General features: G+C 51.4%; 20 protein-coding genes and 2 pseudogenes. 13 read left to right on the top strand and 9 right to left on the bottom strand.

Translation table 11 applies throughout. The features are described 5' to 3' along the window. Window positions 1–7 precede the first annotated feature (7 nt). Together C7B16_RS17855 and C7B16_RS17850 are read right to left on the bottom strand one after the other, a co-directional pair. Window positions 8–784 (bottom strand): MBL fold metallo-hydrolase, encoded by a 777-nt coding sequence (locus tag C7B16_RS17855; protein WP_001515843.1) that lies wholly within the window; start codon window positions 782–784, stop codon window positions 8–10. A 114-nt stretch (window positions 785–898) separates the two neighbouring features. Then, the gene (locus tag C7B16_RS17850; RefSeq protein ID WP_001515844.1) at window positions 899–1,732 is read right to left on the bottom strand and encodes a DNA-binding transcriptional regulator; all 834 of its coding nucleotides are present in this window, start codon (window positions 1,730–1,732) and stop codon (window positions 899–901) included. A 191-nt stretch (window positions 1,733–1,923) separates the two neighbouring features. Between C7B16_RS17850 and C7B16_RS17845 the strand changes: the two are divergent. The 8 genes and pseudogenes from C7B16_RS17845 (at window position 1,924) to C7B16_RS17810 (ending at window position 10,259) form a co-directional block, all read left to right on the top strand. Continuing rightward, window positions 1,924–3,588 (top strand): annotated as a pseudogene (locus C7B16_RS17845) (bifunctional 3-(3-hydroxy-phenyl)propionate/3-hydroxycinnamic acid hydroxylase). Window position 3,589: 1 nt separating this feature from the next. Then, window positions 3,590–4,534, top strand: a complete 945-nt coding sequence (gene mhpB / locus C7B16_RS17840) for a 2,3-dihydroxyphenylpropionate/2,3-dihydroxicinnamic acid 1,2-dioxygenase (protein WP_000543454.1) — start codon at window positions 3,590–3,592, stop codon at window positions 4,532–4,534. A gap of 17 nt (window positions 4,535–4,551) precedes the next feature. Next, window positions 4,552–5,418 carry a 2-hydroxy-6-oxonona-2,4-dienedioate hydrolase gene (gene mhpC, locus C7B16_RS17835; RefSeq protein WP_107179964.1) on the top strand — a complete coding sequence of 289 codons (867 nt, stop codon included), beginning with the start codon at window positions 4,552–4,554 and terminating at the stop codon, window positions 5,416–5,418. A 9-nt stretch (window positions 5,419–5,427) separates the two neighbouring features. Beyond that, the gene (gene mhpD, locus C7B16_RS17830; RefSeq protein ID WP_107179963.1) at window positions 5,428–6,237 is read left to right on the top strand and encodes a 2-keto-4-pentenoate hydratase; all 810 of its coding nucleotides are present in this window, start codon (window positions 5,428–5,430) and stop codon (window positions 6,235–6,237) included. Next, window positions 6,234–7,184, top strand: coding sequence for an acetaldehyde dehydrogenase (gene mhpF / locus C7B16_RS17825; RefSeq protein ID WP_001515847.1), 951 nt, complete (start codon window positions 6,234–6,236; stop codon window positions 7,182–7,184). Before mhpD ends, mhpF begins: the two co-directional genes overlap by 4 nt. Beyond that, window positions 7,181–8,194, top strand: a complete 1,014-nt coding sequence (gene mhpE / locus C7B16_RS17820; protein ID WP_107179962.1) for a 4-hydroxy-2-oxovalerate aldolase — start codon at window positions 7,181–7,183, stop codon at window positions 8,192–8,194. Before mhpF ends, mhpE begins: the two co-directional genes overlap by 4 nt. A gap of 214 nt (window positions 8,195–8,408) precedes the next feature. Then, entirely contained in the window at window positions 8,409–9,620 is a 1,212-nt protein-coding gene (mhpT, locus tag C7B16_RS17815; protein ID WP_024191843.1) for a 3-(3-hydroxy-phenyl)propionate transporter MhpT, read from the top strand. Window positions 9,621–9,719: 99 nt separating this feature from the next. Then, the gene (locus tag C7B16_RS17810) at window positions 9,720–10,259 is read left to right on the top strand and encodes a DUF2058 domain-containing protein (protein ID WP_024191844.1); all 540 of its coding nucleotides are present in this window, start codon (window positions 9,720–9,722) and stop codon (window positions 10,257–10,259) included. 167 nt (window positions 10,260–10,426) lie between these two features. Here C7B16_RS17810 and frmA read toward each other — a convergent pair whose 3' ends face one another. The 6 genes from frmA to C7B16_RS17780 all read right to left on the bottom strand — a co-directional run bounded on the left by frmA (window position 10,427) and on the right by C7B16_RS17780 (window position 15,256). Next, complete coding sequence (frmA, locus tag C7B16_RS17805) at window positions 10,427–11,536, bottom strand: S-(hydroxymethyl)glutathione dehydrogenase (RefSeq protein WP_000842111.1); 1,110 nt, start codon at window positions 11,534–11,536, stop codon at window positions 10,427–10,429. Between the two features lie 35 nt (window positions 11,537–11,571). Further along, window positions 11,572–11,847: a formaldehyde-responsive transcriptional repressor FrmR gene (gene frmR, locus C7B16_RS17800; RefSeq protein WP_001515852.1), complete on the bottom strand. Its 276-nt coding sequence runs from the start codon at window positions 11,845–11,847 to the stop codon at window positions 11,572–11,574. A 197-nt stretch (window positions 11,848–12,044) separates the two neighbouring features. Then, window positions 12,045–12,818 (bottom strand): YaiO family outer membrane beta-barrel protein, encoded by a 774-nt coding sequence (locus tag C7B16_RS17795; protein ID WP_000596077.1) that lies wholly within the window; start codon window positions 12,816–12,818, stop codon window positions 12,045–12,047. 1 nt (window position 12,819) lies between these two features. Continuing rightward, window positions 12,820–13,344, bottom strand: a complete 525-nt coding sequence (locus tag C7B16_RS17790; RefSeq protein WP_001515853.1) for a transferase — start codon at window positions 13,342–13,344, stop codon at window positions 12,820–12,822. 34 nt (window positions 13,345–13,378) lie between these two features. Then, on the bottom strand, window positions 13,379–14,575 hold the full coding sequence (locus C7B16_RS17785; protein ID WP_000860451.1) for a glycosyltransferase: 1,197 nt from the start codon (window positions 14,573–14,575) through the stop codon (window positions 13,379–13,381). 9 nt (window positions 14,576–14,584) lie between these two features. Then, a complete protein-coding gene (locus tag C7B16_RS17780) occupies window positions 14,585–15,256 on the bottom strand; it encodes a PIG-L deacetylase family protein (protein ID WP_001515855.1) in 672 nt (223 codons plus the stop codon). A 622-nt stretch (window positions 15,257–15,878) separates the two neighbouring features. On the opposite strand from C7B16_RS17780, the gene tauA reads away from it, so the two are divergent. From tauA to tauD, 4 genes are read left to right on the top strand one after another with little or no spacing between them, the layout of a single operon-like run. Beyond that, window positions 15,879–16,841 (top strand): taurine ABC transporter substrate-binding protein, encoded by a 963-nt coding sequence (tauA, locus tag C7B16_RS17770; RefSeq protein ID WP_105269753.1) that lies wholly within the window; start codon window positions 15,879–15,881, stop codon window positions 16,839–16,841. 12 nt (window positions 16,842–16,853) lie between these two features. Continuing rightward, entirely contained in the window at window positions 16,854–17,621 is a 768-nt protein-coding gene (tauB, locus tag C7B16_RS17765; RefSeq protein ID WP_016248405.1) for a taurine ABC transporter ATP-binding subunit, read from the top strand. Beyond that, entirely contained in the window at window positions 17,618–18,445 is an 828-nt protein-coding gene (gene tauC, locus C7B16_RS17760; RefSeq protein WP_016262980.1) for a taurine ABC transporter permease TauC, read from the top strand. Before tauB ends, tauC begins: the two co-directional genes overlap by 4 nt. Further along, entirely contained in the window at window positions 18,442–19,293 is an 852-nt protein-coding gene (gene tauD / locus C7B16_RS17755; protein ID WP_000004076.1) for a taurine dioxygenase, read from the top strand. The genes tauC and tauD overlap by 4 nt, the downstream gene beginning before the upstream one ends. Window positions 19,294–19,333: 40 nt before the next feature. Here tauD and hemB read toward each other — a convergent pair whose 3' ends face one another. Further along, window positions 19,334–20,308 carry a porphobilinogen synthase gene (gene hemB, locus C7B16_RS17750; RefSeq protein ID WP_107179961.1) on the bottom strand — a complete coding sequence of 325 codons (975 nt, stop codon included), beginning with the start codon at window positions 20,306–20,308 and terminating at the stop codon, window positions 19,334–19,336. 527 nt (window positions 20,309–20,835) lie between these two features. Here hemB and C7B16_RS17740 point away from each other — a divergent pair. Continuing rightward, window positions 20,836–21,600: pseudogene (locus tag C7B16_RS17740) on the top strand (autotransporter outer membrane beta-barrel domain-containing protein); the annotation flags it as partial. Between the last annotated feature and the right edge of the window lie 125 nt (window positions 21,601–21,725).

Here is a 21,725-nt window from a genome sequence, read left to right as displayed (position 1 = left end):
CTCCGAATTAGAATGTCAACGTTTCACCGTCTTCTGGTACGTTCACAAATTCGATAATTTGATTATCTCTGGCGTATTCCTTGAGCGCATCACGCGTCAGCAAACAGTGGTTTACGGCCTCCATATGTGTCGCGACAATTTGCGCTTCTGGCAGGGTAAAATGTGTTTTGAGAATATCTTCTGCTCCCATAATTATCGCACCATGCCCCAGAACATGCGCAAATCCGGCATTCAACACAACCACTTCTGGTTGGAAAGTTAGCATTGTAGCCTCGACGTCGTCACGCCAGAGGGTATCGCCAGCCAGATAGAGCGTTTTCTCTGTCGGATGCCGGAAAACAACGCCGCAGGCTGCGCCTAAACGCTTCGCCATAGCCGGGTCGGCATAGGTGCGATCGGAGCCGTGCTGCCCTGTCGTTTTATGCAGAGTTATATCGCCAAATTTAGTCTCGTCGGTAAGTACGGTAAGATGCGTAAATCCTTGTTTATGCAGTGATTCAGCATCTTGCTCATTTTGCACATAAATCAGTTTATCTTTGGGGACAACGCGGGAGGCTGTTTCGTCCCAGTGATCTTCATGCAAATGGGTCACGATTAGGGCGTCAACGTTGAGTAACGTTGTTAAATCACACGGTAATTCTACCGTTGGATTGCGGATTTCTGCGCGTGCCGTTCCGGCAAAACCCGGATAACTTCCTTTTGGCGCGAGTAACGGGTCGATAAGAAATGTTTTGCCAGCGTATTGGATAATTTGGGTGGCATTACGAATTTGAGTAATTTTCATGATTTGCTCCACATCACAGTATTGATGTCATTAGCGTAGCGTGCAGCCCGTACTGTGCATGTGGGCAAATGGGCGAATAACGATGAGAATGGGCCAAATTACACATTGACGTCGCTAGCGTAAATGCACGCCGCTTCGCCGTCCGGCCACCAGAATAGCCTGCGATTCCACACCTTCTTCGATCTGTTTTGCCACCCGTTGCAGCGCCGGAAGATGCTTTTCCGCTGCCTGTTCGATGGTCATTGCGCTCGCCATATACACCAGATTCAGACAGCCAATCACCCGTTGTTCACTGCGTAGGGGCACGGCAATGGAGGCGATCTTCTCTTCCTGATCCCAGCAGCGGTAGTTCTGTCCGTAACCCTCTTCGCGCGCGCGTGCCAGAATGGCTTCCAGCTTTAACGGTTCTCGTGCCAGTTGATAGTCATCACCGGGGCGGGCGGCTAACATTTCGATTAACTCCTTGCGTTCTTGTTCCGGGCAAAAGGCCAGCCAGGTCAGTCCTGAGGCGGTTTTCAGCAGCGGTAAACGTCGCCCGACCATCGCCCGGTGAAAGGATAACCGGCTGAAACGGTGGGTGGTTTCGCGTACTACCATTGCGTCAACATCCAGCGTGGACACATCTGTCGGCCATACCACTTCGCGCAACAGATCGCCCAGTAGCGGGGCCGCCAGTGCAGAAATCCATTGTTCGTCACGAAATCCTTCGCTTAATTGCCGCACTTTGATGGTCAGACGAAAACTGTCATCGGAGGTACTGCGGCGGACATATCCCTCTTCCTGCAGCGTTTCCAGCAGTCGCCGCACAGTGGTGCGATGTAGGCCGCTGAGCTCCGCCAACAGCCCGACGCTGGCACCGCCATCGAGTTTATTTAACATATTTAATAACATTAGACCGCGGGTTAAGCCGCGCACGGTTTTGTATTCCGTCTGCTCATCTTTCTGCATATTAATTGACATTTATATAGTTAAAACAACGTTGTGCACTTGGTGCACACTCAGACATGTTTTGATTGTAGCCGAAAACCCCCTTCCTATACTGAGCGCACAATAAAAAAATCATTTACATGTTTTTAACAAAATGAGTTGCGCTGTACTGTGCGCGCAACGGCATTTTGTCCGAGTCGTGAGGTACTGAAATGGCAATACAACACCCTGACATCCAGCCTGCTGTTAACCATTGCGTTCAGGTGGCGATCGCTGGTGCCGGTCCGGTCGGGTTGATGATGGCGAACTATCTCGGCCAGATGGGCATTGACGTGCTGGCGGTGGAGAAACTCGATAAACTGATCGATTATCCCCGTGCGATTGGTATTGATGACGAGGCGCTGCGCACCATGCAGTCGGTCGGCCTCGTTGATAATGTTTTACCGCATACTACGCCGTGGCACGCGATGCGTTTCCTCACCCCAAAAGGTCGCTGTTTTGCCGATATTCAGCCAATGACCGATGAATTTGGCTGGCCGCGCCGTAACGCCTTTATTCAGCCGCAGGTCGATGCAGTGATGCTGGAAGGGTTGTCGCGTTTTCCGAATGTGCGCTGCCTGTTTTCCCGCGAATTGGAGGCCTTCAGCCAACAAGATGACGAAGTGACCTTGCATCTGAAAACGGCAGAAGGGCAGCGGGAAACCGTCAAAGCCCAGTGGCTGGTAGCCTGTGACGGTGGAGCAAGTTTTGTCCGCCGTACCCTGAATGTACCGTTTGAAGGTAAAACAGCACCAAATCAGTGGATTGTGGTGGATATCGCCAACGATCCGTTAAGTACGCCGCATATCTATTTGTGTTGCGATCCGGTGCGCCCGTATGTTTCTGCGGCTCTGCCTCATGCGGTACGTCGCTTTGAATTTATGGTGATGCCGGGAGAAACCGAAGAACAGCTCTGCGAGCCGCAAAATATGCGCGAGCTGTTAAGCAAAGTGCTGCCTAATCCGGACAACGTCGAATTGATTCGCCAGCGTGTTTACACCCACAACGCGCGGCTGGCGCAACGTTTTCGTATTGACCGCGTACTGCTGGCGGGCGATGCCGCGCACATCATGCCGGTATGGCAGGGGCAGGGCTATAACAGTGGTATGCGCGACGCCTTTAACCTCGCCTGGAAACTGGCGTTGGTTATCTAGGGGAAAGCTCGCGATGCGCTGCTCGATACCTATCAACAAGAACGTCGCGATCACGCCAAAGCGATGATTGACCTGTCGGTGACGGCGGGCAACGTACTGGCTCCGCCGAAACGCTGGCAGGGCAGCTTGCGTGACGGCGTTTCCTGGCTGCTGAATTACTTGCCGCCAGTAAAACGCTACTTCCTCGAAATGCGCTTCAAGCCGATGCCGCAATACTACGCCGGTGCGCTGGTACGTGAGGGCGAGGCGAAGCACTCTCCGGTCGGCAAGATGTTTATTCAGCCGAAAGTCACGCTGGAAAACGGTGACGTAACACTGCTCGATAATGCGATCGGCGCGAACTTCGCGGTGATTGGCTGGGGATGCAATCCGCTGTGGGGGATGAGCGACGAGCAAATCCAGCAGTGGCGCGCGCTGGGCACACGCTTCATTCAGGTGGTGCCAGAAGTGCAAATTCATATCGCGCAGGATAACCACGACGGAGTGCTGCGCCTGGGTGATATGCAAGGTCGCCTGCGTAGCTGGTTCGCACAACATAATGCTTCGCTGGTGGTGATGCGCCCGGATCGCTTTGTTGCCGCCATCGCCATTCCGCAAACTCTGGGTAATACGCTGAATAAACTGGCGTCGGTGATGACACTGAACCGCCCTGATGCCGACGTTTCTGTCGAAAAGGTAGCCTGATATGCACGCTTATCTTCATTGTCTTTCCCACTCGCCGCTGGTGGGGTATGTCGACCCGGCGCAAGAGGTACTCGATGAGGTCAATGGCGTGATTGCCAGTGCCCGCGAGCGCATTGCGGCTTTCTCCCCTGAACTGGTGGTGCTGTTTGCGCCAGATCATTACAACGGTTTTTTCTATGACGTGATGCCACCGTTCTGTTTAGGCGTCGGAGCGACGGCAATTGGTGATTTCGGCAGTGCGGCGGGAGAGCTACCCGTGCCTGTGGAGCTGGCGGAGGCTTGTGCGCATGCCGTAATGAAGAACGGGATCGATCTTGCCGTTTCTTACTGTATGCAGGTGGATCATGGGTTCGCCCAGCCGCTGGAGTTTTTGCTCGGTGGGCTGGATAAGGTGCCGGTCCTGCCTGTATTCATCAACGGCGTCGCCACGCCGCTGCCCGGTTTTCAGCGAACCCGAATGATGGGCGAAGCGATTGGTCGTTTCACCAGTAGTCTGAATAAACGCGTGCTGTTTCTTGGTTCCGGTGGGCTTTCCCATCAGCCGCCAGTGCCCGAACTGGCAAAAGCCGATGCCCATATGCGCGATCGTCTGTTGGGTAGTGGGAAATATTTGCCCGCCAATGAGCGCGAAATGCGCCAGCAACGGGTGATTAACGCCGCTGAGAAGTTTGTTGAGGATCAGAGAACTCTGCATCCGCTTAACCCGATTTGGGATAACCAGTTCATGACTTTGCTGGAGCAGGGACGCATACAGGAACTGGATGCCGTCAGTAACGAAGAGCTTTCCGCCATTGCCGGAAAGTCGACACATGAAATCAAAACCTGGGTCGCTGCTTTTGCCGCTATTTCTGCGTTTGGCAACTGGCGTAGCGAAGGGCGTTATTACCGCCCAATCCCGGAGTGGATTGCCGGATTTGGTTCGTTAAGCGCCAGAACACAGAACTGAATATGCAGGAGAAGATGATGAGTTATCAGCCACAAACCGAAGCCGCCACCAGCCGTTTTCTGAATGTAGAAGAAGCGGGTAAAACGCTACGCATCCATTTTAATGACAGCGGACAAGGCGACGAAACCGTTGTCCTGCTGCACGGTTCCGGCCCGGGGGCTACTGGCTGGGCGAACTTCAGCCGCAATATCGATCCGCTGGTAGAGGCGGGCTATCGGGTGATCCTGCTGGATTGTCCTGGATGGGGTAAGAGTGATTCGATCGTTAACAGTGGTTCGCGATCGGATCTCAATGCGCGCATCCTGAAAAGCGTCGTGGATCAACTGGATATCGGCAAAATCCACCTACTGGGCAACTCGATGGGTGGGCACAGTTCTGTTGCGTTTACTCTTAACTGGCCGGAGCGCGTCGGCAAACTGGTGCTGATGGGCGGCGGTACAGGTGGCATGAGTTTGTTTACGCCAATGCCAACTGAAGGCATTAAGCGACTGAATCAGCTTTATCGTCAGCCGACTATCGAAAACCTGAAGCTGATGATGGATATCTTCGTTTTCGATACCAGCGATTTGACCGACGCTCTGTTTGAAGCACGCCTGAATTATATGCTGTCGCGCCGCGATCACCTGGATAACTTCGTTAAGAGCCTGGAAGCCAATCCGAAACAGTTCCCGGATTTTGGTCCGCGTCTGGCGGAAATTAAAGCGCAAACCCTGATTGTCTGGGGGCGTAACGACCGTTTTGTGCCGATGGATGCGGGGCTGCGTTTGCTGTCCGGTATCGCCGGTTCTGAACTGCATATCTTCCGCGACTGTGGTCACTGGGCGCAGTGGGAACATGCCGACGCTTTCAATCAACTGGTGCTGAATTTCCTCGCACGTCCTTAAGGAACGGTCATGACGAAGCATACTCTTGAGCAACTGGCGGCGGATTTACGCCGCGCCGCAGAGCAGGGCGAAGCGATTGCGCCGCTGCGCGATTTGATTGGTATTGAAAACGCGAAAGCCGCCTACGCGATTCAGCGCATCAATGTGCAACATGATGTCGCGCAGGGGCGTCGCGTTGTGGGGCGTAAAGTGGGACTGACGCATCCGAAAGTGCAGCAACAACTGGGGGTTGATCAACCGGATTTCGGAACATTATTTGCCGACATGTGTTATGGCGATAACGAAACCATTCCTTTTTCCCGCGTCTTGCAACCCCGCATTGAAGCGGAGATCGCACTGGTGCTAAACCGCGATTTGCCCGCGACCGATACCACGTTTAACGAACTGTATAACGCCATTGAATGGGTGCTTCCGGCGCTGGAAGTGGTGGGCTGCCGTATTCGCGACTGGTCGATTCAGTTTGTCGATACCGTGGCAGATAACGCCTCCTGCGGGGTGTATGTCATCGGCGGTCCGGCGCAACGTCCGGCAGGGTTAGACCTGAAAAACTGCGCTATGACGATGACGCGTAATAACGAAGAGGTTTCCAGCGGGCGCGGCAGCGAATGCCTGGGGCATCCACTTAATGCCGCCGTCTGGCTGGCACGCAAAATGGTCAGCCTGGGTGAACCGCTGCGCGCCGGAGATATCATTCTTACCGGGGCATTAGGTCCGATGGTGGCGGTAAATGCGGGCGATCGTTTTGAAGCCCATATCGAAGGCATAGGCTCAGTTGCTGCGACATTTTCAAATGCGGCCCCAAAAGGAAGTCTGTCATGAGTAAGCGTAAAGTCGCCATTATCGGTTCTGGCAACATTGGCACCGATCTGATGATTAAAATTTTGCGTCACGGTCAGCATCTGGAGATGGCGGTGATGGTCGGCATTGACCCTCAGTCCGACGGTCTGGCACGTGCCAGACGTATGGGCGTCGCCACCACCCATGAAGGGGTGATCGGGCTGATGAACATGCCTGAATTTGCTGATATCGACATTGTCTTTGATGCTACCAGCGCGGGCGCGCATGTGAAAAACGATGCCGCTCTGCGCGAAGCGAAACCGGATATTCGCTTAATCGACCTGACGCCGGCTGCCATCGGCCCTTACTGTGTGCCGGTGGTTAACCTCGATGCAAACGTCGATCAACTGAACGTCAATATGGTCACCTGCGGCGGCCAGGCAACTATTCCGATGGTGGCGGCTGTTTCACGTGTGGCGCGTGTTCATTACGCCGAAATTATCGCTTCTATCGCCAGTAAATCTGCCGGACCCGGCACGCGTGCCAATATCGATGAATTTACGGAAACCACCTCGCGAGCCATTGAAGTCGTGGGCGGTGCGGCAAAAGGGAAGGCGATTATTGTGCTTAATCCGGCAGAGCCGCCGTTGATGATGCGCGACACGGTGTATGTATTGAGCGATGAAGCTTCACAAGATGATATCGAAGCCTCAATCAATGAAATGGCTGAGGCGGTGCAGGCTTACGTACCGGGTTATCGCCTGAAACAGCGCGTGCAGTTTGAAGTCATCCCGCAGGATACACCGGTTAATTTACCGGGCGTTGGTCAGTTCTCCGGTCTGAAAACGGCGGTCTGGCTGGAGGTCGAAGGCGCAGCGCATTATCTGCCTGCCTACGCAGGCAACCTCGACATTATGACTTCCAGTGCGCTGGCGACAGCAGAAAAAATGGCCCAGTCACTGGCGCGCAAGGCAGGAGAAGCGGCATGAACGGTAAAAAACTTTATATCTCGGACGTCACGTTGCGTGACGGTATGCACGCCATTCGTCATCAGTATTCGCTGGAAAATGTCCGCCAGATTGCCAAAGCACTGGATGATGCTCGCGTGGATTCGATTGAAGTGGCTCATGGTGATGGTTTGCAGGGTTCCAGTTTTAACTATGGTTTCGGTGCATATAGCGACCTTGAATGGATTGAAGCAGCGGCGGATGTGGTGAAGCACGCCAAAATCGCGACGTTGTTGCTGCCAGGAATTGGCACTATTCACGATCTGAAAAATGCCTGGCAGGCTGGCGCGCGGGTGGTGCGCGTGGCGACCCACTGCACCGAAGCTGATGTTTCCGCCCAGCATATTCAGTATGCCCGTGAGTTGGGAATGGATACCGTTGGCTTTCTGATGATGAGCCACATGACCACGCCGGAGAATCTCGCGAAGCAGGCAAAGCTGATGGAAGGCTACGGTGCGACCTGTATTTATGTGGTGGATTCTGGCGGTGCGATGAACATGAGCGATATCCGTGACCGTTTCCGCGCCCTGAAAGCGGTGCTGAAACCGGAAACGCAAACCGGCATGCATGCTCACCATAACCTGAGTCTTGGCGTGGCGAACTCTATCGCGGCGGTGGAAGAGGGCTGTGACCGCATCGACGCCAGCCTCGCGGGGATGGGCGCGGGTGCAGGTAACGCGCCGCTGGAAGTGTTTATTGCCGCCGCGGATAAACTGGGCTGGCAGCATGGGACCGATCTCTATGCGTTAATGGATGCCGCTGACGACCTGGTGCGTCCGTTGCAGGATCGTCCGGTACGTGTCGATCGCGAAACGCTGGCGTTGGGATACGCTGGCGTTTACTCCAGTTTCTTGTGTCACTGTGAAACGGCAGCGGCGCGTTACGGCTTAAGTGCGGTGGATATTCTCGTTGAGCTGGGCAAACGCCGGATGGTTGGCGGCCAGGAGGATATGATCGTCGACGTGGCGCTGGATCTGCGCAACAACAAATAATGATGACTGCCGACAACGTGCATTTTGTATGCCCATCCCAGGCATGATAAGACGCGTCAGCGTCGCATCAGGCATCTGTGCACGACTACCGGATGCGGCATGAACGCCTTATCCGGCCTACATTTCGCCCGGAGGCTGTCATTAAATGGTTCTGATTACGCGGTTGGCAATGCATCAGCCGCGATTCACCTGCACCCGCAACGAGGTTCATCTTATGTCGACTCGTACCCCTTTATCATCTTCATCCCGCCTGATGCTTACCATTGGGCTTTGTTTTTTGGTTGCCCTGATGGAAGGGCTGGATCTTCAGGCGGCTGGCATTGCGGCGGCAGGTATCGCCCAGGCCTTCGCACTCGATAAAATGCAAATGGGCTGGATCTTCAGCGCCGGAATACTCGGTTTGCTACCCGGCGCGTTGGTTGGCGGGATGCTGGCGGACCGTTACGGTCGTAAACGTATTTTGATTGGTGCAGTTGCGCTGTTTGGTCTGTTCTCGCTAGCGACCGCTATGGCATGGGATTTTCCCTCTCTGGTCTTTGCGCGGCTTTTGACCGGTATCGGGCTGGGGGCGGCGTTGCCGAATCTCATCGCCCTGACGTCTGAAGCGGCAGGGCCACGTTTTCGCGGGACGGCGGTGAGCCTGATGTATTGCGGTGTCCCCATTGGCGCGGCGCTGGCGGCTACGCTGGGTTTCGCTGGAGCAAATTTAGCCTGGCAGACGGTATTTTGGGTAGGCGGTGTGGTGCCGTTGATTCTGGTGCCGCTGTTAATGCGTTGGCTGCCGGAGTCGGCGGTTTTCGCTGGTGAAAAACAGGCCGCGCCGCCGCTGCGTGCGTTATTTGCGCCAGCCACGGCAACCGCGACCCTACTGTTGTGGTTGTGTTATTTCTTCACGCTGCTGGTGGTCTACATGTTGATCAACTGGCTACCGCTGCTTTTGGTGGAGCAAGGATTCTTGCCGTCGCAGGCGGCAGGGGTGATGTTTGCACTGCAAATGGGGGCGGCAAGCGGGACGTTAATGTTGGGCGCATTGATGGATAAGCTGCGTCCAATGACCATGTCGCTACTGATTTATAGCGGCATGTTAGCTTCGCTGTTGGCGCTGGGAACGGTGTCGTCGTTTAGCGGTATGTTGCTGGCGGGGTTCGGCGCTGGGTTGTTTGCGACAGGTGGGCAAAGCGTTTTGTATGCGCTGGCACCGTTGTTTTATAGCACGCAGATCCGCGCAACCGGTGTGGGAACCGCCGTGGCGGTTGGGCGTCTTGGGGCAATGAGTGGTCCGTTGCTGGCCGGGAAAATGCTGGCCTTAGGTACCGGCACGGTCGGCGTAATGGTAGCTTCTGCACCGGGCATTCTTGTTGCTGGGTTAGCGGTGTTTATTTTGATGAGCCGGAAAACACGAATGCAGGCGTGCACTGATGCCTGACGCGCTTTATCAAGCAGGGAGAAAGGGACTTCCCCCAATACACCCACGGCGTTTACAGGTATACTCGCTAAAAATTATTCATCGGGTTTGGAAACAAAGATGGCAAAACTTACCTTACAGGAGCAGTTGCTCAAAGCGGGATTAGTCACCAGCAAAAAAGCAGCGAAGGTTGAGAGAACGGCGAAAAAATCGCGTGTTCAGGCGCGTGAAGCGCGGGCGGCGGTAGAAGAAAATAAAAAGGCACAGCTTGAGCGCGATAAACAACTTAGCGAACAACAAAAACAAGCGGCGTTAGCGAAAGAATATAAAGCCCAGGTGAAGCAGCTCATTGAAATGAATCGTATCACCATTGCCAATGGCGATATCGGTTTTAACTTCACTGACGGTAATCTGATTAAGAAGATTTTTGTCGATAAGCTTACGCAAACGCAGTTGATTAATGGACGCCTGGCGATTGCCCGATTGCAGGTCGATAACAATAGCGAAAGTGAATATGCGATTATTCCGGCAAGCGTTGCCGATAAGATCGCCCAGCGCGATGCCAGCAGTATCGTATTACACAGCGCACTCAGCGCTGAAGAGCAGGATGAAGAAGATCCGTATGCCGATTTCAAAGTGCCTGATGATTTGATGTGGTGATAATACCAAAGGCTAAATTGCCTTATAAGGCATTCACGCCGCATCCGGCAATTGCACACAGATGCCTGATGCGACGCTTGCACATCAGGTCATCTTACGTTTGTCATCAGTCTCAAAAGAAAACGCGACTCCCCGCCCGAACCGGACGGGGTAAAACCAGCGGGAAATTAGTAACGAATTACGGTTCGAATGGATTTGCCTTCATGCATCAGATCAAAGGCGTTATTAATTTCATCCAGGCTCATGGTATGAGTGACAAACGGTTCCAGGTCGATATCACCTTTCATCGCATCTTCAACCATCCCCGGTAACTGAGAACGACCTTTCACGCCGCCAAACGCGGACCCCTTCCATACGCGACCGGTGACTAACTGGAATGGACGGGTTGAGATTTCCTGACCGGAACCCGCGACACCGATGATCACCGATTGGCCCCAGCCGCGGTGAGCACTTTCCAGCGCCGCACGCATCACGTTGACGTTACCGATGCACTCAAAGGTATGGTCGATGCCCCATTTGTTGATATCCAGCAGGACATCTTTAATCGGTTTGTCGTGGTCGTTCGGGTTAATGCAGTCGGTGGCACCGAAGCGACGCGCCAGATCGAATTTCTTCGGGTTTGTATCGATAGCGATAATTCGTCCTGCTTGCGCCTGACGAGCGCCCTGAACAACCGCCAGACCAATTGCGCCAAGCCCAAACACGGCAACGGAATCCCCTGACTGGACTTTTGCGGTGTTGTGTACCGCGCCAATTCCGGTGGTTACGCCACAGCCCAGCAGACAGACGTGTTCATGGTTTGCTTCTGGATTAATTTTTGCCAGAGAAACTTCCGCGACTACGGTGTATTCACTGAATGTAGAGCACCCCATGTAGTGATAAAGTGGCTGCCCGTTGTAAGAAAAGCGCGTGGTGCCATCTGGCATCAGGCCTTTGCCCTGGGTTTCGCGAACGGCGACACAGAGGTTGGTTTTGCCGGAACGACAGAACTCACACTCGCCGCACTCTGCGGTGTAAAGCGGAATCACATGGTCGCCAGGTTTAACGCTGGTCACGCCCTCACCGACTTCAACCACGACGCCAGCCCCTTCGTGACCGAGAACCACCGGGAATACACCTTCTGGATCATCGCCAGAGAGGGTAAAAGCGTCGGTATGGCAGACGCCGGTATGGGTGACTTTAATCAGCACTTCACCTTTTTTCGGTGGTGCGACGTCAATTTCAACGATTTCCAGCGGTTTACCGGGCGCAAATGCAACGGCAGCACGTGATTTCATATCTCGTTCTTCCTCAATAAGGTAAATAGGTTCAGCTACTTAAGATAGGTGCGAACCAATTCAATAGTGTCGTCAACGGATTGGCTGACTTCGCGGCTGTAGCAGTCATTTCGGTCAAACGTTTCCCGGATATGGCTTTCAAGCACTTCTGCCATTAGCCCGTTAGCCGCGCCCCGAACGGCGGCGATCTGTTGGAGTATGGCACGGCATTCGGCATCACCCTCCAGCGACCGTTCCAGAGCATCAATCTGCCCCCGAATACGACGAACTCGAGTAAGAACCTTTTTCTTCTCTTCCGGAGTACTGGGCATTTCGCACCTCATCATCTGCACGCAATATACTATAGGGGGGTATGTTATGAGTCAATGCATACCCCCCTATAGTATATAACATTGGCGAATAAAATTTATCTGCTGAATATGAGAGATATCTGGAGAAAATGAAGAGGAAAGTGTTTGTGCGCTAATCAAGTGAGATTGCCGCCCCGGGAAGTGGGCGGCGGAAGGAATCAGAATTTCCAGGTCAGATGGGCTGCGAGTTGCAGACCGTTATAATCATCGGTTGGTGTGTCGTACCACACTTTACCTGCCGTCAGACCCAGATTAAGTTGTTCTGTCAGCGGCTGGATACGTTGCAAGCTTACGCTCTTCATGCTGCCGTAGCGCGTCTCTGGCGTCCAGTCATAGGTGTAAGCGCCTGTTCCGCGGCTTAGCCAAAGCTGGGTATAGCCACCGCCGCGCGGATCATTCAGGCGCACGGAAATCATATTGCTGTAACTGCCACCTGCATCGCTGGAGTCATAATGAGTATAGCGATAGCTGGTGATCACCGGGCCAGTATAGAGCGATACGCCGCCTTGCCAGGCATCGACTTCAACATCATCATAATATTTAGTGTAGCGATAACCGGTCGTGAACAGCGTTTTTGGCAGCAGGGCCAGGTTAATATCCTGACGAAAATCCTGGCGAGCAAAGACCGGCGTATTATCTGCAAAGGCAATACCCGTTCGGGTTGTCAGCCAGTTATTCCATTTGTACCAGACAGCCCCCTGACCGCGTGTGGCATTGAAATGTTCAGTTTCATAATCACGACGTCCCTGGGAAAGATTAAAAAGCAGCGTTGCGTTTTCAACTTTCGCCACCAGTTCAGCATACGCCAAATTACGGTTACCGTGATCGCCAGAATAATCGGTAAAATCGTAGCCTGCGGTAATGGAAGTTAACCCGGCACAAGCGGGAAATGCACTAAAAATTGCCGCTGCTAATAACGTCCGTTTTATCATTTTAATCTCCTGTACGGATAAGTTCTTGCCGGAGTGAATAACTTCCGGTAGGTAAATTACGTTCTACAATCACACGCGGGCCAAGTTGTGTGTTCGGGGAAATAATTCGTCCTGGCAATATAATAACCTGCACGCCAAGACGTGAACGTTGTCCAATATAACACCCTAATTTATCGCATCCGGTAGCGATAATACCTTCTGGAGTGTGCACAGACACTGGCTGTTCATCCAGACGATGATTACTGGTACGCACTTGTGCGCCCAAATATGCCAGGCTTGCAATTACCGAGTCGGCAATAAAACATTGCGGTCCAATCATTGCTTCCGATTCAATAACTGCATTTTTTATTTCAGTAGCAAAACCAATTTTTACACCATTGCTGATTACTGTGCCTGGGCGAATAAATGCATAATTACCTATCAGACAGTTTGCGCCAATCACTACTGGTCCCTGAATAACTGCGCCGTGGCAAATACGTGTATTCGCGCCGATAATAACCTCACCAGCACTTTCATCAATAATCACATGGTCTGCAATCTGAATATTTTTCTCTTTAATATTAAGCTTCAGATAGCTTTTCAGTTCCGGTGACAGAAGGTTGGGAGTAAGCGATTGGCGCTTCCACCAGTGCGGAATAACGTGTAGGTTTGTCGCGTTGAGGCTCGCGTCCAGTAAAAAAGGCAATAAGTCCATAAATAATCCAGATGGCATAAGCTAATAATACATACACAACGGAAAGTGGCGCTAAAGGCACCAACAACCAGCAACGATGAAACCAGGCGCTAAAAGCACCAATAACACAAACTACGCCGACCCAGATAAGCGGAAACATTGCCAATACCACGCCATGTGGCCCGGTGGTGATGAATTCATTAAACCAGGTAGCGAGATAAATTCCAACACCATAAAGCACAACCAAAAGCATAGGAAATATACTGAAGATGCCGAAACGGCTAAATAAAAGCTTTTTATGCAGGCGCATACAGACGGCATAGCCCACAATCCAACGCCGCCAGCGTCGCCATTCATCAAGTGGATTATTGCACTCTTGTGGATAAACGATGCAGCGATTCGCCTGACGAATGCGGTAACCATTGGCGACCAACGTCCAGGTGAGGTCAAGATCTTCAACTTTCGTTCGGTCCGAAAAACCGAATTTACGCAATACATCAGTACGGAACATCCCGCACGCACCGCTGATAATAAACGGTGCGCCGCCCAGGAGTTGCTGTAGCGTGCGTTTCATAATGATCATCGGCAACTTTACGGTCGCGCGGATGTGCGGCAACAGGCCTGCGCCTTTCAAGGCTGTCGAGGGAATGCCGCCTACGGCGTCAGCGCCGTGCTCAATTTCCGCCAGCATATACCCCATGCCATTTTTATCTGGAGGGACGTAAGTATCGGCATCGCTTAAAAAAACCTGGTCACATGTGGCGTAGTTGAGGCCGTTCATTAGAGCACCGCCTTTGCCGGTGTTTTTTTGTGTAACAGCAACAAACCTATCGCCCCATTTGCGTTTGACTTCCGCCATTACTGCTTCTGTGTTATCCGTAGAGCCGTCGTTAACGCAAATCACACGGCAAAAATAAGGGTTGCGCAGTAGATTTTCCAGCGACTGTGCCAGACAAGGGCCTTCGTTATAGGCAGGAATAATTGCGTCAATACAGCCTTTCTTTTGGCTGGGCTTACGCCTTAACGTACTCAAAAACCATAGCAATATTGCGACGGCCATAAATATAAAGATCCAGGTTTTCATTTTATCTGCTCAAAGAATCATTTTATGAATAACAAAGCCTTCACCCAGATCGCTATTGACCTGTTGTCCGCGAAATTGTGCAACAGCACGTAAACGTTCATGACGCATATAATCACGTTGCTCCTGGCTTTTATGTTTTTTTAATGCTGCAAGTTTGACGGTGAAATATTCTTCTTTCACGGATTCAAAAACCTGGGGCATAAATGAAAGCCAGGTGCTTGGGGTTTCATAGCCGAGAATTTGTGGAATAGTGCGGCAGGCAACCATTGACGCCTGATAAACTGCCAGATGATCCTGATGGCGATCAGCATCATGCATGGTATATACCCGTATGATTTCTACATCAGAGGGAATTTGATTTTTAATAATATCTTCCAGGGAAGAAATCATATCATTGAGTTGCAGATGTGTACGGGTGTCTGCAAAATTAAGATGAATAGTTTGCTGACAACCCAACATCTTTAATGCTTCGCGAGATTCTTCACAACGATCGATGACATCGCTAACACCCGAATTGCCGGCAGTCATGACAACAGCAGTGATATAAATTCCTTTCTGCGAAAGACGAGCAAGCGATGCACCACAACCTAATTCTATATCGTCAGGATGTGCGCCAATCGCAAGGATACCTTTCCTCTTTTCTGCTGAAGAATGCAACGCAGAATTTAAAACCTTGTCCAATTCATGACACTCCATTTTAATTATTATGCTGAAAGCGCGGCGAATGCAGAGCTGCAACCCTCTGCAACATACTCAGATGTTAAAAATGGCACGCTGTAAAAAAGAATAATCCTGAGAACGGGGTTATTTAATGCCCGGAGGGCCGTAAGCGGTATAAGTTTGAATTGTGTGTGTCATATGTTAACTGTTTGTGTGTTTTGTGAATGTGTTTATATTTTTTATATATTGTATTTAGATGTGATTTAGTTTGTCAATTAATTGCATTTAAAAAATATCTTCTGTGAAAAACTGGTTTTTATATTCGTATTATGAATGAATTTGTATGATAAAGTGGTTTCTATGCTTTGCATTATATAAAATTAGAATGATATATGTATTTGTTATTGGTTTACTTAGTCAGTAGGTTGGAGAAATAAACTAGCGTAGTTCGAATTTTTATTCGCATATAAAAAGAAATATGGCATTACTTTGTAGGGAAACGATTAGCAAATGCATAACTAATCTATCGTTTGCCGTTTTTTTGCTAAGAATAAAAACATATTGCCCATAATGATTAATTCTTTTAATAAATGTCTTTACCCGCGAATACTGCACCCATAACAAGACAGGGGAGCAGATAATCATGACAATTTCATCGCGTAACACACTTCTTGCCGCACTGGCATTCATCGCTTTTCAGGCGCAGGCGGTGAACGTCACCGTGGCGTATCAAACCTCCGCTGAACCGGCGAAAGTGGCTCAGGCTGATGGCACCTTTGCCAAAGAGAGCGGGGCGACCGTGGACTGGCGTAAGTTTGACAGCGGAGCCAGCATTGTGCGGGCGCTGGCTTCTGGCGATGTGCAAATCGGCAACCTCGGCTCCAGCCCATTAGCGGTGGCTGCCAGCCAACAGGTGCCGATTGAAGTCTTTCTTTTAGCCTCGAAACTGGGTAACTCCGAAGCGCTGGTGGTGAAGAAAACCATCAGCAAACCGGAAGATCTGATTGGCAAACGTATCGCCGTGCCGTTTATCTCCACCACGCATTACAGTCTGCTGGCGGCGCTGAAACACTGGGGCATAAAACCCGGACAAGTGGAAATTGTGAACCTGCAGCCGCCCGCGATTATCGCCGCATGGCAACGGGGAGATATTGATGGTGCTTATGTCTGGGCACCTGCGGTTAACGCCCTGGAAAAAGACGGCAAGGTGCTGACCGATTCTGAACAGGTCGGCCAGTGGGGCGCGCCGACGCTGGATGTCTGGGTAGTGCGTAAAGATTTTGCCGAGAAATATCCGGAGGTAGTGAAAGCGTTTGCTAAAAGCGCTATCGATGCCCAGCAACCGTATATTGCTAATCCTGACGCGTGGCTGAAACAGCCGGAAAATATCAGCAAGCTGGCGCGCTTAAGCGGCGTGCCGGAAGGCGATGTACCAGGGCTGGTGAAGGGGAATACCTATCTGACGCCGCAGCAACAGACGGTAGAACTGACCGGGCCGGTGAACAAAGCGATCATCGATACCGCCCAGTTTTTGAAAGAGCAGGGCAAAGTTCCCGCCGTGGCGAATGATTACAGCCAGTTTGTCACCTCGCGCTTCGTGCAATAAAAGGAGGCGCGAATGCTGCAAATCTCTCATCTTTACGCCGATTATGGCGGCAAACCGGCGCTGGAAGATATCAACCTGGCGCTGGAAAACGGCGAATTGTTGGTAGTGCTGGGGCCGTCCGGTTGCGGCAAAACTACCTTGTTAAATTTGATAGCTGGTTTTGTGCCTTATCAGCACGGCAGCATTCAACTGGCGGGCAAGCGTATTCAGGGACCGGGGGCTGAGCGCGGCGTGGTTTTTCAGAATGAAGGATTGCTGCCGTGGCGCAATGTGCAGGATAACGTGGCGTTTGGCCTGCAACTGGCGGGGATGGAGAAAACGCCACGTCTGGAAATCGTGCGCCAGATGCTGAAAAAAGTAGGTCTGGAAGGCGCAGAAAAAAGATATGTCTGGCAGCTTTCCGGTGGTCAGCGTCAACGGGTGGGAATTGCCCGCGCGCTGGCGGCTAATCCTCAGTTGTTATTACTCGACGAACCGTTTGGCGCGCTGGATGCCTTTACCCGCGACCAGATGCAAACCTTACTGCTGAAACTCTGGCAGGAGACCGGCAAGCAGGTGCTGTTGATTACCCACGATATAGAAGAAGCGGTGTTTATGGCAACTGAACTGGTTCTGCTTTCATCCGCTCCTGGCCGTGTGCTGGAGCGGTTGCCGCTCAACTTCGCCCGCCGCTTTGTTGCGGGGGAGTCGAGTCGCAGCATTAAGTCTGATCCACAGTTTATCGCCATGCGCGAATATGTCTTAAGCCGCGTATTTGAGCAACGGGAGGCGTTCTCATGAGCGTGGTCATTAATGAAAAACTGCATTCGCGTCGGCTGAAATGGCGCTGGCCGCTCTCAGGTCGGGTGACTTTAAGCATTGGCACGTTAGCCGTTTTACTTTCTGTATGGTGGGCAGTGGCGGCGCTGCAACTGATTAGCCCGCTGTTTTTACCACCGCCGCAGCAGGTGCTGGAAAAACTGCTCACCATTGCCGGGCCGCAAGGATTTATGGACGCCACACTTTGGCAGCATTTGGCAGCCAGCCTGACGCGCATTTTGCTGGCGTTACTTGCGGCGGTATTGATCGGCATTCCGGTCGGGATCGCGATGGGGATAAGCCCGATGGTGCGCGGCATTCTTGATCCGGTAATCGAACTGTATCGCCCGGTGCCGCCGCTGGCCTATTTGCCGCTGATGGTGATCTGGTTTGGTATTGGTGAAACCTCGAAGATCTTACTGATCTATCTGGCGATTTTTGCACCGGTGGCGATGTCGGCGCTGGCGGGAGTGAAAAGCGCGCAGCAGGTTCGCATTCGTGCCGCGCAGTCGCTAGGCGCAAGCCGTGCGCAGGTGCTGTGGTTTGTTATTCTGCCTGGCGCGCTGCCAGAAATTCTCACCGGAATACGTATTGGTTTGGGGGTGGGTTGGTCTACGCTGGTGGCGGCGGAACTGATTGCAGCGACGCGTGGTTTGGGCTTTATGGTTCAGTCTGCGGGGGAGTTTCTTGCGACTGACGTGGTACTGGCGGGGATTGCGGTGATCGCGATTATCGCCTTTCTTTTAGAACTGGGGTTGCGCGCGTTACAGCGCCGCCTGACGCCCTGGCATGGAGAAATACAATGAGTGAACGTCTGAGCATTACCCCGCTGGGATCGTATATTGGCGCACAAATTTCGGGGGCTGACCTGACGCGTCCGTTAAGCGATAACCAGTTTGAACAGCTTTACCATGCGGTGCTGCGCCATCAGGTAGTCTTTCTGCGTGAACAAGCCATTACGCCGCAGCAGCAACGCGCGCTGGCCCAGCGTTTTGGCGAGCTGCATATTCACCCTGTTTATCCTCATGCCGAAGGGGTTGAGGAGATTATCGTATTGGATACCCATAACGATAATCCGCCAGATAACGACAACTGGCACACCGATGTGACGTTTATTGAGACGCCACCCGCTGGGGCGATTCTGGCGGCGAAAGAGTTGCCCTCGACCGGCGGTGACACGCTATGGACCAGCGGTATTGCAGCGTATGAGGCGCTTTCAACTCCCTTCCGCCAACTGTTGAGCGGGCTGCGTGCGGAGCATGATTTCCGTAAATCGTTTCCGGAATACAAATATCGTAAAACTGAGGAGGAACATCAACGCTGGCGCGAGGCTGCTGCGAAAAATCCACCGTTGTTCCATCCGGTGGTGCGTACGCATCCGGTGAGCGGTAAACAGGCGCTGTTTGTTAATGAAGGTTTTACTACGCGAATTATCGATGTTAGCGAGAAAGAGAGCGAAGCGTTGCTGGGCTTTTTATTCGCCCATATCACCAAACCGGAATTTCAGGTGCGCTGGCGCTGGCAGCCAAATGACGTGGCGATTTGGGATAACCGTGTGACTCAGCACTATGCGAATGCTGATTATCTGCCGCAGCGGCGGATTATGCATCGGGCGACAATTCTCGGGGATAAACCGTTTTATCGGGCAGAGTAAGGTGAAGTGCCGGGTAGGGATTACCCGGCATCCATGGTCATTAACGCAGAATTTTTTTCTCAGCCAGATCCAGCGCAAAGTAGCTGAAAATCAGATCCGCGCCCGCACGCTTAATTGAACCTAAGCTTTCGAGCACCACTTTCTCTTCATCTATTGCACCTGCCAGCGCGGCGAACTTAATCATCGCGTACTCACCGCTGACCTGATACGCACCAATCGGCAATTCAGTACGTTCACGCAGTTCACGCACGATGTCGAGGTACGCTCCGGCTGGTTTAACCATCAGGCAGTCTGCGCCCTGGGCCTCATCCAGCAGTGACTCACGAATCGCCTCGCGACGGTTCATTGGGTTCATCTGGTAACTTTTGCGGTCGCCTTTTAATGCGCTTCCGGCAGCTTCGCGGAACGGGCCATAAAAGGAGGAGGCGAATTTAGTCGAATACGACATGATCGCAGTATCTTTAAAACCTGCGGCGTCCAGCGCCTGGCGAATTGCCTGCACCTGACCGTCCATTGCAGCGGAAGGGGCGATGAAGTCTGCACCCGCAGCAGCAGCAACTATCGCTTGTTTGCCTAAATTTTCCAGGGTTGCGTCGTTGTCGACGCCGTGATCGCACAGCACTCCGCAGTGACCGTGAGAAGTGTATTCACAGAAGCAGGTGTCTGACATGACGATCATTTCTGGCACGGTCTGCTTGCAGATGCGTGACATACGCGCCACCAGACCATCTTCCCGCCAGGCATCGCTGCCCGTTTCATCGGTATGGTGAGAAATGCCGAAAGTCATTACGGAACGAATGCCGGCGTTGGCGATGCGTTCTATTTCGTGTGCCAGATGTTTCTCTGGAATGCGCATCACGCCAGGCATGGCTTCAACGGCTTTGTAGTCGTCAATTTCTTCTTCAACAAAGATCGGCAACACCAGGTCGTTAAGGCTAAGTGTTGTCTCTTCAAACATGGCGCGCAGCGCAGGAGATTTGCGCAGGCGACGAGGGCGTTGGATTAAGTCTGTCATGGTCTGCCTGATGTTTGTGGAATTAAGGTGCACAGTATACCTGAAGCGGGGCAGGAGTGTTTTACGAAAGTTGTCGCGATGTTGTTAAGAAGGGAATGAAAGAGAGGCCATGACATCTTTTTAATAGAAATAGCAATAATTTCATATTCATTGAAAATATTTTTAATTTTTATTTATAGCTATTGGTTATTGTTTTTGGTTATTTGATTGCACTGTCAAAAACAGAATGATTAAAAGTTATTTTGGTTATTGATACATTATTTGTCTGATTTGTTTTTGTAATATATTGCAAAGTGTATGAGTTAAAATTAAGGCCATCATTAACATATTGAAATGCTGCGTTTTTATCTCTTTTTGTAATAAGTGTGCACGTGTGATTTATATATGTCCACATTCGGACTTAGGGGAAAGAATAATTGAACCATTCGTCTGTAACGCAGCATAATCGTTAGCGCGAAACATAATATGTTTTCTATGCATTGATAATTGATGGATCAACTTATTACGTCCCTGAGGAGGGATGACAAATGCACTCCTGGAAAAAGAAACTTGTAGTATCACAATTAGCATTGGCTTGCACTCTGGCTATCACCTCTCAGGCTAATGCAGCGACCAACGATATTTCTGGTCAAACTTACAATACTTTCCATCACTACAATGACGCCACCTATGCTGATGACGTTTACTATGATGGTTATGCAGGCTGGAACAACTACGCAGCTGACAGCTATTACAACGGCGATATTTATCCCGTCATCAATAAAGCTACCGTTAATGGCGTAATCTCTACCTACTATCTGGACGATGGTATTTCTACCAATACCAACGCCAATAGTCTGACAATCAAAAACAGCACTATCCACGGTATGATTTATTCCGAGTGCATGACAACTGATTGTGTTGATCGTGCGGATGACTACTACCATGATCGTCTGGCGCTGACTGTTGATAATTCAACAATCGACGACAACTACGAACACTATACTTATAACGGCACCTACAATAATGCCGCTGATACTCATGTTGTAGACGTTTATAACATTGGTACTGCCATTACTCTGGATCAAGAAGTTGATCTGTCCATCTCTAATAACTCTCACGTGGCAGGTATTACGCTGACTCAGGGTTATGAGTGGGAAGATATTGACGACAACACGGTCAGCACTGGCGTAAACAGCAGTGAAGTGTTTAATAACACTATTACTGTTAAAGATTCTACCGTGACCTCAGGTTCATGGACTGATGAAGGAACTACTGGTTGGTTTGGTAATACCGGTAATGCCAGTGATTACTAGACTAGCCCCCAGAATCTCCAGACAACCAATATCACTTAAATAAGTGATAGTCTTAATACTAGTTTTTAGACTAGTCATTGGAGAACAGATGATTGATGTCTTAGGACCGGAGAAACGCAGAC

It is taken from the genome of Escherichia sp. 20412-1 (assembly GCF_003027595.1).
GTDB lineage: Bacteria > Pseudomonadota > Gammaproteobacteria > Enterobacterales > Enterobacteriaceae > Escherichia > Escherichia marmotae.
This window is presented reverse-complemented; position numbering and strand designations above follow the sequence as displayed.